This window comes from Paenibacillus ihuae (assembly GCF_001368795.1).
In the GTDB taxonomy this organism is placed as follows: domain Bacteria; phylum Bacillota; class Bacilli; order Paenibacillales; family Paenibacillaceae; genus Paenibacillus_AQ; species Paenibacillus_AQ ihuae.
Window position 1 is genome coordinate 207,362 of sequence record NZ_LN831201.1, and the last position, 15,250, is coordinate 222,611.

Below are 15,250 nucleotides of genomic sequence, written 5' to 3' on the forward strand. Positions count from 1 at the left end.
TCCTTAGGAAAATTGTTTAAATGGGGGACTTTTGCGTACGAGGCTTTCCTGGCATTGCCGTTTATCGGTGGCGCCTTTGTGGTTGCCAACGCCTGGGTGCCGCTCGGCGTCGCCTTCCTGCTCCACGCGGCTGCGGTAATCATATTGCTGAGGGAACGCGGGCCATTCATCGGCAACATTGTCGGGATTGTCACCTCGATAGTCGCCTTCATTCCATTCGTCGGCTGGATCATGCATGCCATTACCGCGATTATCCTGCTGTTTGAAGGTATCTTTGCTTCCCGGCAGAGACCGCGGTATTAACCTGCTTGGGCAGTACCAAATGAAACAGAGCAGTGATTCTTCCAGCATTGGAAGATCGCTGCTCTGTTTGGTTTCTGTATCGTACCGAGCCGGAAAACCGCTATGCTGACAGTGGCAATCATTCCTGCTGCGAAAAAAGATGTTCAGTAGTAGGTTATAGCTTCTATCCCCGCCCCGCGGAACGGGTGTCGGTGCGCTGGCTTCCGGTTTCTACACTATAACGTGGATTAGCAGCGCTGTTCTCGAAGCGTTTGCGTTCCGTACGCTCCATCTGAACGATTTGGCCTTCATGCACCACAATATGCAGTGAGCCAAACTCCATGTTGTCCAGAAGTTCTGCAATCCGTGTTAGCCATACCTCATCCACCTTCAGTGGCTTAGCCATTCTCCAGCCTCCCTTTCCCCGGACAGGGGTGAATTCCGCTTCAATCCCGTAATATCCAACTTGTATACTGAGTTTTAACTTAGCATGGAACCAAAAGAGCTGTCAATGAGCATTTTTGCGTAACAGCCAGCTTTTGACGATCATCGTTACCAAGGCCAGCAGAAGCAGCAATGAAGCGACCGCGAAAGATGCAGAGAACTGATACTCGCTATACAAAATCTCGACATGCAGCGGCAGCGTGTTAGTTTCTCCGCGGATATGGCCGGATACTACGGATACCGCACCGAATTCTCCCATCGCCCGCGCATTGCAGAGAATGATCCCGTAGAGCAGGCCCCATTTAATATTGGGCAGTGTCACGCGGAAAAAGACCTGCCAGCCGCGTGCGCCCAGCGTAATCGCCGCTTCCTCTTCCTGTGTCCCCTGATCCTCCATCAGCGGAATCAGCTCACGGGCCACAAAGGGGAAGGTTACAAACAATGTCGCCAGCACAATACCGGGGAGCGCAAAGACAATTTTGATATCATGGTCGCTCAGCCAGGAGCCGAACCAGCCGTGCGAGCCGAACACGAGGATAAAGATCAGCCCCCCGATAACCGGCGATACAGCAAACGGCAGATCAATCAGCGTAATCAGGAACCCCTTGCCGCGGAAGCGGAACTTCGTTACGGCCCAAGCCGCTACCACACCGAAGACCGTATTAAGCGGAACAGTAATCGCCGCCACTAGCAGGGTCAGCCGCAATGCCGAGGCAGCATCCGGATCGATCAGGGCAGCAATGTAGACCTCCCAGCCCTGCTTCAGCGCCTCCGTCAGCACAACGATCAGCGGCAGGGCAATCAGCCAGAGCAGGACCAGCCCGGCGGCAGCGATCAGCACCCATTTCACCACGGGGGATTCGCTTGTGGCGGGTGAGGATACGCCGCTTTTCTGCTTTGGAGCATACATGGGCACTGTACCTGCCATGTTTATTCCCCCTAAAATTTGTAATAGCTAAATCCTCTACGGAAACGGGACAACCTACCGGGAACTCTTGCGAGCCCAGCGCTGAAGCGTATTGATCACCAGCAGCATCAGGAAGGAGATCAGCAGAAGCAATAGTGCCACCACCGTAGCACCGGCATAGTCGAATTGTTCCAGCTTGGTCATGATAAGCAGCGGGGCGATTTCCGTCCTCATCGGCATGTTGCCGGAGATGAAGACCACGGACCCGTATTCACCGATTCCTCTGGCAAAAGCCAAAGCGAACCCGGTAAGCAGCGCAGGCAGCAGTTCAGGCAGGATAATCCGCAGAAACGTCCGCCACCGGCTTGCACCCAGCGTTGCCGAAGCCTCCTCCATATCCCGGTCCAGATCCTCCAGCACCGGTTGTACGGTACGGACCACGAACGGAATACCGATAAACATCAGCGCCAGCGTAATACCGAGCGGCGTGAATGCCACCTTCAGCCCAAGCGGCTCCACCAGGGAGCCAATCCAGCCATTCTGAGAATAAAGTGCCGTCAGAGAGACACCTGCTACGGCGGTCGGCAGCGCGAACGGAAGATCGATTAGGGCGTCGAAGATCCGTCTGCCCGGAAACTCATAGCGTACCAGCACCCATGCCAGCAGCAGACCCAAAAAAGCATCCGTTAAAGCCGCTGCTGCCGCAGTGCTAAGGCTGACACGGTACGAGGCCAGAACGCGCGCATCTGTGGCCACATCCCAGAATTTAGCCCAGGTCAGTCCGGTGGAATTAAAGAGCAGCGCAGACAGCGGCAGCAGAACTACGAGACTCAGGTACAGTACGCTGTAGCCCATTGTAAGCCCGAAACCCGGAAGCACCTTGCGCTGCGCTGCAGCCGTGGAAGAGACATTCATTTACGCATTCATCCTTTCCTGCCTTCGGCTCCTATGCCGATCAGCACCCCTGACGGAATCATTCCCCGCAGGTTCTCTCCTTAACTGCCCGGCACATAAATCTTGTCGAAGATTCCGCCGTCATTGAAATGCTTCTCCTGTGTTTCTTTCCAGGTTCCGAATTTATCAGCCAGTGTGAACAGCTTAATCTCAGGGAATTGATCCTTAAACTTCTCTCTCACACTTTCCAGCGTAGGGCGGTAATAGTTCTCTGCAGCGATGGTCTGCCCCTCTTCGGAGTAGAGATACTTCAGATAAGCTTCGGACACTTCACGTGTATCTCTTTTGTCGACAATCTTGTCAACCACCGCAACCGGCGGCTCAGCCAGAATGCTCTCCGAAGGATTTACAATTTCGAATTTGTCCGGACCCAGCTCCTTAATCGACAGGTAAGCCTCATTCTCCCAGGCAATCAGCACATCGCCGATTCCCCGCTCAACAAAGGTGGTAGTGGAACCGCGCGCTCCGGTATCCAGTACGGGCACATGTTTGTATAAATTCTGTACAAATTCCTGCGCCTTAGCTTCGTCATTGTTGTTATGATCGAGCGCATAACCCCAGGCCGCCAGATAGTTCCAGCGGGCACCGCCGGAGGTTTTGGGATTTGGGGTAATCACTTCTACGCCTTCCTTGAGCAGATCCGGCCAGTCCTTGATGCCCTTCGGATTGCCTTTTCTAACGAGGAATACGATCGTCGAAGTGTACGGTGAGCTGTTATGCTCATATTTATTTTGCCAGCCCTCATTGATCAGGCCGGTTTCCTGCAGTGCATCGATGTCATAGCCAAGTGCCAGCGTAACGACATCGGCCTCCAGACCGTCAATGACAGCGCGGCTCTGTTTGCCCGACCCGCCATGGGACTGCTTGATCGTTACTTTCTGGCCGGTTTCCTGCTCCCAATAAGCAGCAAACGCCTTGTTGTAATTCTCATAAAGCTCGCGCGTAGGGTCATAGGATACATTCAGCAGCTCTACCGGATCTTTCGCCGGCGCCTTGGTCGCTTCAGCTGTAGCAGCCGCATTGGTTGCGGCAGTGGTGGCTTCCGGAGCGTCTGCCGCAGCATTCGCACTGTTATTCGCATTGTTATTGTTTCCGCATGCAGTAAGCCCTGCCGTCAGTAATAAGGTGAACCCGGCGATAAGCCCCTTCTTGATCCCTTTCTTCATTCCAAACCACTCCCCCATGTTTTCTCATAATAATGAATGATTCCGTACTTCTTATGAAATTCCGGTAGCAGAAAAAGACGCAGAAGGCCCACTTATGGCAGGTCAAACCGGTCCAAAGACACGTGTCTGCTTGCGTCAAGCGGGCGCTCCTCCGTCTGTACGGTAAGAACAATTTATTCGATTATTCCTACCTATTTAGTAGGTTATACACATAATACTGAATTCTCCGTACCGTGTCAAATCTTTTTTTCAAAATGACAGCAAGGTATTTCAGGGATACCGGCAGGGAAGCTGGTGGCTGCTGTTCCTGTAAGACCCACTTGTTATTAAAGCTGTAAAGTAATATTATTGCTACATCTTATAGGCCAAAAAAACAGAAATCACCGCAACTGCCGGGGGAGAGAATCATGGGAATGGATTTGGAGTATGTTCCGCAGCCGCAGCGAGCGCGGCTGCCGAGTCGCATACTTGGGGAAATGGCAAGACGCATTAAGGACACCTATGTATATGACACGAGATTATGGAGGACAGCGCTGGCCGGTCCTTGGACGATAGGGACCCTTGCCTTTATCCTTGCTGTTCTGGGCATCCCTACAGGACTCGGAACCGCAGCGGATATCATACTGGCTGCCGGTGCGGGAACTCTAGTGCTGGCGCTGGCCGGCAATATTCTGGCCCTGCTGCTGTCCTTAACCGGCCTCCGCTTTCCGCGGCTGTTTGCCGGTACCTTCCTGAGTTCCACGGGAGCTGTACTGTTAATCCTGTATTTTGCGGATATTGAGATTGAGGCCGCTGCCGTAATAGCTGGTATCGCCGCCCTGCTCGGCGGAGCAGCCGGTCTGTCCATCGGTCTGCTGCGCAGCAGACGGACCATTGCCGGAACGCTGCTGGCTATAGCCGTCCTGCTGGCTCCGCTGCCGCTATACGGCACCGGACACAGCGAGTCCGCCCGGAATACATCGTCTGTATCAAACGGAAATGCCGTTCCCATTGAAGCAGCCGATCCCGGCATTCCGGGGGATTATACGTATCAGTATTTCACTTACGGCAGCGGTCAAGATTTGCACCGTAAGGAGTATGGCGCAGACGTCACCCTGACCTCAGCTTCTGCCGATGCATCCGCCTTTATCAAGAACTGGCCTAAGCTCCGTACGATCTTCTGGGGATTCGACTACAATGCGCTTCCTGTCAATGCAAAGGTATGGATGCCTGACGGCGAAGGGCCCTTCCCGCTGGTACTGATGGTGCACGGCAATCACATGATGGAGGATTATTCAGAAGGCGGTTACGCCTACTTAGGCGAGCAGCTGGCCAGCCGGGGCTTCATTGCCGTCTCTCTGGACGAGAATTTTCTGAATTACTCGGCCTGGTCCGGCATTCCGGACAATGATTTCAAAGTGCGGACCTGGTTGATCCTCAAGCATCTGCAGCAAATCGGAAATTTCGCGCAGCAGCCCGGAAATCTTTTCTACCAGAAGGTCGATTATAGTCATACAGCCCTGCTGGGCCACAGCCGCGGCGGGCAGGCAGTTGCCATGGCTGCCGATGCCGCGCGCTGGTTCAAGGATGATCCTGTACTGGCAGCAACCAGGCAGTTCAACATTGTTTCGGTCATCGCCCTCGCTCCTACAGATAAAGCAATTGATAATCAGCAGGCACGGCTGAAGGATGTCAATTATCTGACACTGCAGGGTGCACGCGACGGCGATGTTCACGATTTCTACGGAGACCGGCAGTATATACGCTCCAGCTTCTCCAGCGGCTCCGCGGCCTTCAAAAGCTCGCTCTACATCGCCGATGCCAACCACAGCCAGTTCAATACAAGCTGGGGACTGTATGATCAGTCGCTGCCGGCCGGATTATTCCTTAGCCGCACGCAGATCATGGACGGTAACGAGCAGCGGCAAATTGCCAAGGTGTACGTCTCGGCATTTCTGGAGGCCACTTTGCACGGGCAAAGTGAATATCAGGATTTGTTCCGCGATTACCGCAGCGGAGCGCAGTGGCTGCCGGATACGGCTTACTATAGCCGGTTCCAGAGCGGCAGCTATATCCCGGTGGCTACCTTTGATGAGGACCGCAACAAGAATACGGTGACAGGCGGTACAGCCGCGGCCATAGGTCTGGACTGGACGGAAGAAACCGCTAAGGACCGGGAATCCAAGAGCAAAGCGACCTATGGCATCCTTCTGGAATACAAGGCCGGAGAAGACAATAAAGACGCTGCCTACAGCATCAGGCTTAAAGACAGCCTCTCCAGGGAGGTCGCCGGGTCGGGTGCCTCCGGCCTGACTTTCTCCATGGCGAACCGTAATGCCGATGCTCTGGAAGACGACAGTGCTCTAGTCTTAGCGGCGGAAATCCCGCCGGTTCCTGCTGTAGAAGTGGAATTGACTGACAGCAACCATATAAGCGCTCGCCTGCCACTGGAGAAAGTGATGGACATTCTGCCGCTGCCGCAGACAGAGTTTACGCTAAGCCCTTGGCTTGAGGAACGGGTTAGTAACGGTAAATACGGGGACCTTTCGGAGGCCATCTTTCAGACCTATGAGTTGCCAATCCAAAGCTTCCTTGAGGAAGAACCCCGCCTGAGCCCGGATGAGCTGACCGGAATAACCTTCTATCTGCAGGAAGCAGGCGATAAAATTATGCTCGACGATATCGGATTCTACACTGGAGAAGAGAATACAGAGGGCGGAGTGAAATAGCTGTCTGTGCAAATTGAGGATGAATTAAAGGTCTCCCTAACAGCCGCAAAGGCTGCTAAGGGAGACCCTTATTCTATATCAGCTGCAAGGGGGTCAGGCAGACCGGTGCTGTGATTTCTAGTTCATTGCCGGTAGGAATCAGCCGTCCGCTCTCGCTGTCAATTCTGAACGATACGATATTGTTGCTGTTCTGGTTGGCCGCAAGCAGCATGCCGCCGATAATTGTGAAATTACGCGGGGTCCGTCCGCCGGATATCACCCAATCGCCAGACTCCAGCAGCCCTGTCTCCGCGTCTATATAGAATAAACCCACACTGTCATGGCCGCGGTTAGACGCATACAGGAACCGTCCGCATGGCGAGACATGGATATCTGCGGCAGTATCATCGCTGCCGGCAGTATAATTTTCCGGCAAGGAACTGAGGCTTTGCAATAGTTTGAGGTCACCGTTCTGTTCATCATTGGCAAAGACAGTAATGGTGCTGTCCAGCTCATTTATCAGATAGATCCACTGCTTTGACGGATGCACCGCCAGGTGCCGCGGTCCCGCCCCCGGCGGCAGATTCACCTCACGGTGCGTAACCAGCTTACCGTCCTCGACACGGTAGAGCAGCACCTGGTCGATGCCAAGATCGCAGACCAGTACACGCCCGCCGGTACTGTCAGGAATAACCGAATGGGGATGCGGCGCTTCCTGCCGGTCCTGACGGATTCCTGAACCCTCATGCCTTACCTGGGCAGACATCTCTCCAAGTGAACCATCGGTATTCACCGGAAAGGCATTTACATTGCCCCCCATATAATTGGCTACGAATATGTAATCGCCTTGCGGACGAATGGAGACATAGCAAGGTGCTCCGCCTTCCGTGCGTCTGCCTCCCAGCGGATACAGCGCCCCGGTACCGTCTTCCACGGCAAAGGCATGAACCTCCCCTTCATCTTGCTCGCTTACCGCATAGAGTACGGTGCCCGAACGGTTTAAAGCCAGATACGACGGATTCTCAATGCCCTTTGTACCGTTCAGCACCCGCATTCCCCCTGTTTCCTTGTCCAGGGCCCCCAGCAGGATAGCTTCCTCTTCTTTAGAGCTGTAGGTTCCAATGTAAAACAATACTTCATTAGGCTGGTGCATGGCAGTATCCCCTTTTATAGTAAGTAGCGCATAGGCTTGTTTCCCTTTACTTATGTATACCCTCTACAGTGGAGTGTTCACTCACATCCGGCTCCTTTTTCACTATAACATGTTTATATACCCGGCACATGAACCGTGTTAAACAACCATTTTTAGGGCATACTGATATACAAAATATGCATCACCACAAAATTTCTCACATGGTTTAAATGTACGAGTCGAGGGTTAATAGTAACCATCGAAGAAACACAAACACATACAAAGGAGCTGAAGCAACATGAGTTTATTATGGATGTTGATTGTCGGTGGCGTGATTGGTTGGTTGGCAGGCCTGATTATGGGCAGAGATATTCCGGGAGGCATTATCGGTAACATCATTGCCGGTATTCTTGGTTCATGGCTCGGCGGCATGCTGCTGGGAAGCTGGGGACCTAAGATCAGTGATTTCTATGTCTTCCCTTCACTTATCGGTGCGATCGTCCTGATCTTTATCGTCAGCCTGATCCTTCGTTCGGTCGGCGGACGCAGCCGCTCTTAATCTGAATGGTTACGAGCGACCCTGAACCTGTTACAACTTATACTTGCATAATAAGCCCGTCAGGACCCCCTGGCGGGTTTATTGTGTTCCTTGCTTGCTGGGCGCCCCCATTCTGTATATATAGAAATATCTGCTATAATAAAAAAATAAGTGACACAAATCACAGAGAGGAACGTGTATCATGGGCAATATTAACCCCTCGCTTCTGCATGTGGGCTCCACTCTGGGAGCCGTGTTTATGGCGCTGATGGTTATTTTTATCCGTCTGAAGGCAAGCTCACGCCCGGTGACCATCCGCAAAATATGGATTCCGCCGCTAGGCATGTCAACAGGCTTTGCCATGTTCGTAGTACCTGAGGTGCGCTTCTACTGGTGGTGGGCGGTGCTGGCTTTCCTGATCGGCTGGTTTATTTTTGCCTATCCGCTGATGCGCAGTACCAAATTCGAAGAACGGGAGGGCCAGATTTACGCCCAGCGTTCCAAGAGCTTCGCCTTCATTCTGCTCGGTCTGCTGCTGGTCCGAACCGTACTGCATGAGTTCATCAACCAATATGTATCGATTCCGCAATCCGGCGGCCTATTCTTCATCCTGGCCTTCGGTATGATTCTTCACTGGCGGGTATTCATGTATAAGCGCTACACTCTTATGGCTCCCCCTGAGACCCGTATTCCGCAGACACGGGGGTAAGCCGTAAGCCGCACCGTATTATTCACAAAAGAGAGCATTCCATCGACCCCGCGGGCGCATGAATGCTCTTTTCGTCCTTGCCCGCAATTTCTTGTCACACAACCAATATAATTTGGCGTATGTTTGTCAACTTATATCCCGTAATCACATTTTCTGCATACAATATCTATATAGACCTCCCGGAAAATGATGACATCCTGCGTTAATTGTGACAAAAACCGGAAGACCGGCACCGGATTTTTCATTCTGATGTCAGGTAACTTGCGGTAAGATCATGTAAAATGTAGGCACGGGTATTACTTTTAGAGAGTGAGGGCAAGGCAATTGAAAACAAAATCGAGAAAAGTGGCGATCGTCGGCTCCGGCAATGTAGGTTCCAGCTGTGCCTATTCCATGGTCAATCAGGCGATATGCGATGAGATCATGATGGTCGACCGTACCTATGACCGCGCCATGGCACAAGCGCTTGACCTCTCGCATTGTATGGATTTCACAGGTACAGGGACCAAAGTATATGCCGGCACCGCCAGTGATTGCGGCAATATGGATGTTGTCATTCTGACCGCCGGAGCCAATCCCAAGCCTGGACAGACAAGGCTTGATGTCCTGGACGACGCTGCTGTCATAACCAGGGAGATTATTACGGAAATAATGGCCAGCGGATTCGACGGCATCTTTGTGGTGGCTGCCAATCCGGTCGATATTGTTACTTATATGGTATGGAAAATTTCCGGCCTGCCGCGCCACCGGATTATCGGAACCGGCACTTCCATCGACTCTTCACGCCTGAAGACGCTGCTCTCCGAGGTTTTCTCGATCGATCCGCGCAGCGTTAACGGCTACGCGCTCGGCGAGCATGGCGAGTCCCAATTCGTCGCCTGGTCTCATGTCACGATCGGCGGCAAACCGCTGCTGCAGATCCTGGAGCAGCACCGCGAACGTTTCCGCAGTCTCGATCTGGATGATATTGCCCGCAAGACCAAAGACGCAGGCTGGGAAATCTTCACCCGCAAAGGGTCGACCCATTTCGGCATCGGCAGTGCACTGGCTTATATTACCCGCTCGATTCTGAATGACGAGCACAAAATTATTGCGGTCTCGGCCATTCTTGACGGCGAGTACGGGCAACGGGATGTATGTGCCGGTGCACCGGCAATTATCGGAGGAGGCGGTATCCAGGAGCTGCTGGAGCTGAACCTCAGCGATCAGGAGTTCGCGAAGTTCGATGCCTCCTGCGGCATCATACGTTCCGGTATCGAAAGCTTGAACCTGGAACAAAAAATATAGGCTGATTGCTACACAGCAAGCCCCCCTAATTCTATAGGGGGGCTTGCTGCTGCAGCTATTCCTTCTATTCCTGCTATTTACCGGTATCTCTCGATTTCAGTCTTCAGCTCAGACATCATCAGCGTCAGGGATTGTGCCGAAGTCACCACTTTTTTCATCAGTTCCTTTTGCTCTTCGGAAGCCTCGGCAACCATTTGGGCATTTTCCGATGAGTTTCTGGCAATCGTCAGCATATCGGAGACGGAAGCTGTAATCTCTTCTGTTCCCGCCGACATCTGTTCGTTAGTGGCGGATACATCCTGAATTTGCGTCGAGACTTCACGCATCGACGAACGGATATGATCGAAGGTAGCTCCGACACTCTTCATTTTATTCATACCCTCGCCGATTTCAGTAATACTCTTCTCCATCGAATCGGCTGCATTTAGCGTCGAAGTCTGGATTTGCCGGATCAGTTCTACAATATGCACGATCGAGGTGTTTGTCCGTTCCGCCAGCTTCTTCACTTCATTCGCTACCACACCGAAGCCCCGGCCATGTTCACCCGCTCTGGCAGCCTCGATAGACGCATTCAACGACAGAAGCCCCGTCTGATTGGAAATCTCGGAAATCACGTCAACGATTTGCCCAATCTGCTCTGACTGCTGTGTAAGGGTAGCAATCAGCTCTGCGGTCTGTCCGGCAGTGGAACTGATGACTGTCATTTGTTCCAGTGTGGACTTTATTCCGTGGTAGCCGTTTTCCACCTCTGCGCTTACATTTTCCGCCTGATCGGACACACTTACCGAAGATTCCGCGATTTTCTGCAGCCCCACAGCCATTTCCTCTGTCGCGCGAGCGGACTGCTCCGAGCCTCTAAACTGCTCTTCCATGCCTTGAGCTACTTCCTTGACAACTTCGGCAATCTCCGCCGAGGTATCTGAAGACTCCTTGGCATATCCCAGCAAACCTTTAGCAGAAGCCGCTACTTCTACAACAGTTGCATCAATCATAGTGACAATGCCCGATAGAGAATCAATCATTTCATTAATGCTCTGGCTCATCTGGCCAATCTCATCGTCTGAGTCTACAACTACCCGCTCGCTTAACCGGCCCTCTGTCACCCGCTTCATTACTTGGGAGATCGCCGTAATCGGTTTTACAACCCGGCGGGTCAGATACAGCGATAAGATTACAACAACAATAATGACAGCAGCCACGAAAATAGCAGCTATCATCTGGGCCGAGGTCACCTTGGCATAAATTTCGCTTTTGGGCACATTAATCAGCAGCTTCCAGTCTGTACCGGGGACCTTTTTAAAATAGGTAATGACTTTTTTGCCGTCCTCGCCTTTGTACGTAACCGAGCCGCTTTCCCCGGCCAGAATGGTTTTGACTGCGTTCTTCATGGCTGGTTCTTTGGCGTAATCTGCGATGTTCTTCCCGATGCGCTGGGTATCAAAATAGGCGTAATAGTCCCCTGTTCCCGAGACAACATATCCGTATCCGCTCTCTGCCACCTTGATACTTTTGGCCATGTCCATCATCATTTCCGGTGTAACCGAGAAGGCAATCCCGCCGGCAAACTGCTTATCCTGCCCCACAACCGGAACAACTACCGGAATAATATATTTACTCAGCGGCTCAAGATAGGTCATGCCGGCTACCGCCGGAGTCAACGTCTCCTTGGCTTTGAGAAAATAATCCGCCTTCCCCATATCAGCCGTCAACCCCAGCATATTGGTCAGAAGCCCGTCTTTGTTAATGACACTGTAGCCCTCAGACTGCTTGTCGCTGTCCTCCATCACCTTAACAACCGGAAAAATCGTCTCCGGTTTCGAAGTATCGAACTCAGGATGCCGGACCACCAATTCCTGTACCGCTGAAGTTTTGGATACCAGCCATTCATCCAGCCGCGAGGCATTCATATCCAGAATCGTTTCCGCTAATGCTTCGCTGTCATCTCTGGTCACCCCGCCAAAATACTGAGTAAAGAAGATGGTAGACCCCAGTAAAGGCACAATAGAAATAGCTAATACAACCAGTGACCATTTTCTCTGCACTGAGGCTGATTTTCTTTTCGTTGCTTTCATTTTCACTTTTATCCAGCTATCCGCTTTGCTCTCCACCCTTAGTCCTCCCAGCAGTCCTAATGTCGATCTTCCATATGCTGTAAATACAGATTTATATATCGGCAAGAACAGACAATGCACATTATATAAACAACAAAAAATAAGCCTTAAGACCCACATTTTGGAATCTAAAAGACTTATTTTTCATATTTCCTCAATTATTTGATTTACCGCCTTATCAGCTGAGCTTATGCCAATTTATTCGGAACCTGCAATGCACGGACACTGTTAAGCACGGCAAGCACCGTGACGCCTACATCCGAGAATACCGCTTCCCACATCGTTGCAATCCCGAAGGCGCCAAGCAGCAGGAACACCGCTTTGACAGCCAGGGCGAAAATAATGTTCTGCCAGACAATACTCCGTGTACGCTTGGCAATACCAATCGCCGCCGCAATTTTCGATGGTTCATCCGTCATAATAACAATATCCGCCGCTTCAATGGCTGCATCCGAGCCTAGTCCGCCCATCGCTATCCCGACATCCGCTCTCGCCAGCACCGGTGTATCGTTAATGCCGTCACCGACAAAAACAATCTTCTCGCGCTGGCTTTTCCCGCGCTCCAAACGCTCGATAGCCTCTACCTTATGCTGCGGCAGCAGTCCGGCATGAACCTCGCCGATCCCCAGCTGCCGGCCAACGGCCTCAGCTACAGCTGTAGTGTCACCTGTCAGCATAACTGTTTTGCGGATGCCAAGCGCCTCAAGCGCTTTGATCGCTGCCAACGAGTCTTCCTTCACCTCATCAGCAATTACAAGATAACCGGCGTACTTATGATCCACGGCTATATGAACAACGGTCCCAATCTGCGCCGGGGTGCTTGCGGCAACCCCTTCACGTTCCATCAGCCTTGCATTCCCGGCGAGGACTGCTCTGCCTTCTACTGTAACCTCAATCCCGTGACCGGAGATTTCACTGTAGTCCGCAGTTGCTTCTCCGGAAATCTCCTTGCCATACGCCTTGCGGATGGATGCGGCAATCGGATGGCTGGAATGGCTCTCCGCATAGGCAGCCGTCCGCAGCAGCTCTTCTTCGGTGAATCCCTCAGAAGGGTAGATTCCCGTTACAGTGAATGCTCCTTTTGTCAGCGTACCTGTCTTATCGAAGACGACAATCTTCACATCGTTCAGCGCCTCCAGGAAATTACTGCCCTTGACCAGGATGCCGCTGCGTGAAGCTGCACCAATCCCTCCGAAGAAGCCGAGCGGAATGGAAACGACCAGCGCACAGGGACATGAAATGACGAGAAAGACCAGTGCACGGTAAATCCAATCCGAGAATGTTGCCCCGCTCAGCACCAGTGGAGGAAGGACGGCCAAAAGCAATGCTGTAATCACAACTACTGGTGTGTATCCACGGGCAAATTTGGTAATAAAGTTTTCTGTTTTTGCTTTGTTTCCTGCTGCATTCTGCACCAGCTCAAGAATTTTGGATACTGCTGAATCCCCGAAGGTCTGCGTAACTTCTACTGTAATTACGCCACTCTGGTTAATGAACCCGCTGAGCACCTGACTGCCCGGTTCAGCCGAACGCGGTACCGATTCTCCGGTAAGTGCCGAGGTGTCCATCATCGCCCTGCCTTCCAGAATGGTTCCGTCCAGCGGAACCTTCTCGCCCGGCTTCACGACGATCACATCGCCGATTCCCACTTCCTCCGGTGAAACCCGGCGCAGGTTGCCGTCTTCCTTGAGATAGGCGAATTCCGGCCGGATATCCATTAGGGCCGTTATGGAACGGCGCGAACGGTTAACCGCCATCCCCTGGAACAGCTCGCCAACCTGATAAAAGAGCATGACGGCGACGCCCTCGGGATATTCACCAATGGCAAAAGCCCCAATCGTGGCCAGAGCTATCAGAAACGTTCTCATCAAACACCTGGCCCCGGATAATATTGCGGGCTGCTGACAGCACGACTTCACCGCCGACAATAAGATAAGCGGCCAGGAAAAGCAGCAGCTCCGGGATTCCGTCGACCGGCAGAAACATTGCCGCAGCAGCCAGGAGACCGCCCCCGGCCAGTCGCAGCAGGATACGGCGTGTATCTCCTGTCCCGTGATCATGACTATGGCCATGGGCTTCCTCAGAAGTACCCTCATGCTGATGCGCAGTCCCCTGACTGTGATCATGATCATCATGGTCATTATGGGCATGACCACCTGCTTCGCCGGGATGGCCGGTATGGTCACTGCCGGTCTGCAGCGGCTTCCGGATGGCTCCGGTCTTCATTTCCCTTAGCTTAACATGCGGTTCAAGCGATAGTACCGTCTGCCGCGCCTGCTCTGAGATCGTCTCTGCCTCGGAGGCGGTGCTCTCCAGGGTCATCATTTTCATGGTGAAGTTGACGGAGCAGTAGGATACACCCTCGATTTTTTTAAGCTTGTTCTCAATTTTCATGGCGCAATTTGCGCAGTCCAGCCCTTCAAGCATCCACTGGCGTTTCACTTGCCCCTCTGCCGTACTCAAATGACTCATCTCCCTTGGATAAAACTATATATGAGTATTTGTTCATATGTTAACTTAAACACATTATATTCCTGTTAAACTTGTGGTGTCAACGCAGGATTTGTATAGTTTCTCCATTATTTTAGGATGCTAATGAAATCGCCTTTGCTCTTCATAACCAGAACAGGCATCCGTTCTTGCCTGGTAAGTTTGCCCTTGAAATTACGACTCAACAAGGATAATATTAATATATGAGCAATCATTCATATGTTATTTGAGGAAGGGGTATTTCTATGAATCATCATAGTCATGATCATACACATGTGGACCACAGTCATGGTCACGATCATAGTCACGGGCATGGTCAAGCACACTCTCATTCGCCCGGTGACCGGAACGGTCTGCTGATCGCATTACTCATTACCGGCGGTATTATGCTGCTCGAATTTTTCGGGGGACTTATTACAGACAGCCTGGCTCTGCTCTCAGACTCCGGGCATATGCTGAGCGATACCGCATCCCTGGCATTAAGTCTTGTTGCCATGATCTTCGCCGCCAAGCCGCCGACCGCGAAGAATTCCTACGGGTTTC

The 15,250-nt window shown here is 52.2% G+C and carries 12 protein-coding genes and 1 pseudogene; 6 read left to right on the top strand and 7 right to left on the bottom strand.

The genetic code is table 11. The annotated features are described in order from the left end of the window. A partial coding sequence (locus AQR02_RS25340) for a hypothetical protein (RefSeq protein ID WP_082452082.1) occupies positions 1 to 303 on the top strand: 303 nt, incomplete at its 5' end. 163 nt (positions 304 to 466) lie between these two features. Here the strand turns inward: AQR02_RS25340 and AQR02_RS25345 are convergent. From AQR02_RS25345 to AQR02_RS25360, 4 genes are all read right to left on the bottom strand, one after another. Beyond that, positions 467 to 688, bottom strand: a complete 222-nt coding sequence (locus tag AQR02_RS25345; protein ID WP_054943159.1) for a YezD family protein — start codon at positions 686 to 688, stop codon at positions 467 to 469. A gap of 102 nt (positions 689 to 790) precedes the next feature. Next, a complete protein-coding gene (gene cysW, locus AQR02_RS25350; protein WP_054943160.1) occupies positions 791 to 1,654 on the bottom strand; it encodes a sulfate ABC transporter permease subunit CysW in 864 nt (287 codons plus the stop codon). 54 nt (positions 1,655 to 1,708) lie between these two features. After that, positions 1,709 to 2,548, bottom strand: a complete 840-nt coding sequence (cysT, locus tag AQR02_RS25355; protein WP_054943161.1) for a sulfate ABC transporter permease subunit CysT — start codon at positions 2,546 to 2,548, stop codon at positions 1,709 to 1,711. 80 nt (positions 2,549 to 2,628) lie between these two features. Next, complete coding sequence (locus tag AQR02_RS25360) at positions 2,629 to 3,753, bottom strand: sulfate ABC transporter substrate-binding protein (protein ID WP_054943162.1); 1,125 nt, start codon at positions 3,751 to 3,753, stop codon at positions 2,629 to 2,631. A 476-nt stretch (positions 3,754 to 4,229) separates the two neighbouring features. On the opposite strand from AQR02_RS25360, the gene AQR02_RS25365 reads away from it, so the two are divergent. Beyond that, positions 4,230 to 6,461, top strand: a complete 2,232-nt coding sequence (locus tag AQR02_RS25365; RefSeq protein WP_245237735.1) for an alpha/beta hydrolase — start codon at positions 4,230 to 4,232, stop codon at positions 6,459 to 6,461. Positions 6,462 to 6,534: 73 nt separating this feature from the next. Here AQR02_RS25365 and AQR02_RS25370 read toward each other — a convergent pair whose 3' ends face one another. Then, entirely contained in the window at positions 6,535 to 7,593 is a 1,059-nt protein-coding gene (locus AQR02_RS25370; RefSeq protein WP_054943164.1) for a lactonase family protein, read from the bottom strand. 277 nt (positions 7,594 to 7,870) lie between these two features. On the opposite strand from AQR02_RS25370, the gene AQR02_RS25375 reads away from it, so the two are divergent. The 3 genes from AQR02_RS25375 to AQR02_RS25385 all read left to right on the top strand — a co-directional run bounded on the left by AQR02_RS25375 (position 7,871) and on the right by AQR02_RS25385 (position 10,106). Next, complete coding sequence (locus tag AQR02_RS25375; protein WP_054943165.1) at positions 7,871 to 8,131, top strand: GlsB/YeaQ/YmgE family stress response membrane protein; 261 nt, start codon at positions 7,871 to 7,873, stop codon at positions 8,129 to 8,131. 181 nt (positions 8,132 to 8,312) lie between these two features. Further along, positions 8,313 to 8,819 (top strand): CcdC family protein, encoded by a 507-nt coding sequence (locus AQR02_RS25380; RefSeq protein ID WP_054943166.1) that lies wholly within the window; start codon positions 8,313 to 8,315, stop codon positions 8,817 to 8,819. Positions 8,820 to 9,143: 324 nt separating this feature from the next. Then, positions 9,144 to 10,106 carry an L-lactate dehydrogenase gene (locus AQR02_RS25385; RefSeq protein ID WP_054943167.1) on the top strand — a complete coding sequence of 321 codons (963 nt, stop codon included), beginning with the start codon at positions 9,144 to 9,146 and terminating at the stop codon, positions 10,104 to 10,106. A gap of 77 nt (positions 10,107 to 10,183) precedes the next feature. On the opposite strand, the gene AQR02_RS25390 is transcribed toward AQR02_RS25385, so the two are convergent. Together AQR02_RS25390 and AQR02_RS25395 are read right to left on the bottom strand one after the other, a co-directional pair. Beyond that, positions 10,184 to 12,214: a methyl-accepting chemotaxis protein gene (locus tag AQR02_RS25390; protein WP_245237736.1), complete on the bottom strand. Its 2,031-nt coding sequence runs from the start codon at positions 12,212 to 12,214 to the stop codon at positions 10,184 to 10,186. Between the two features lie 191 nt (positions 12,215 to 12,405). Continuing rightward, positions 12,406 to 14,644, bottom strand: a pseudogene (locus AQR02_RS25395) (heavy metal translocating P-type ATPase). A 308-nt stretch (positions 14,645 to 14,952) separates the two neighbouring features. On the opposite strand from AQR02_RS25395, the gene AQR02_RS34890 reads away from it, so the two are divergent. After that, positions 14,953 to 15,250: cation efflux transmembrane domain-containing protein (locus AQR02_RS34890; RefSeq protein WP_245237737.1), on the top strand; the 298-nt coding region annotated here is incomplete at its 3' end.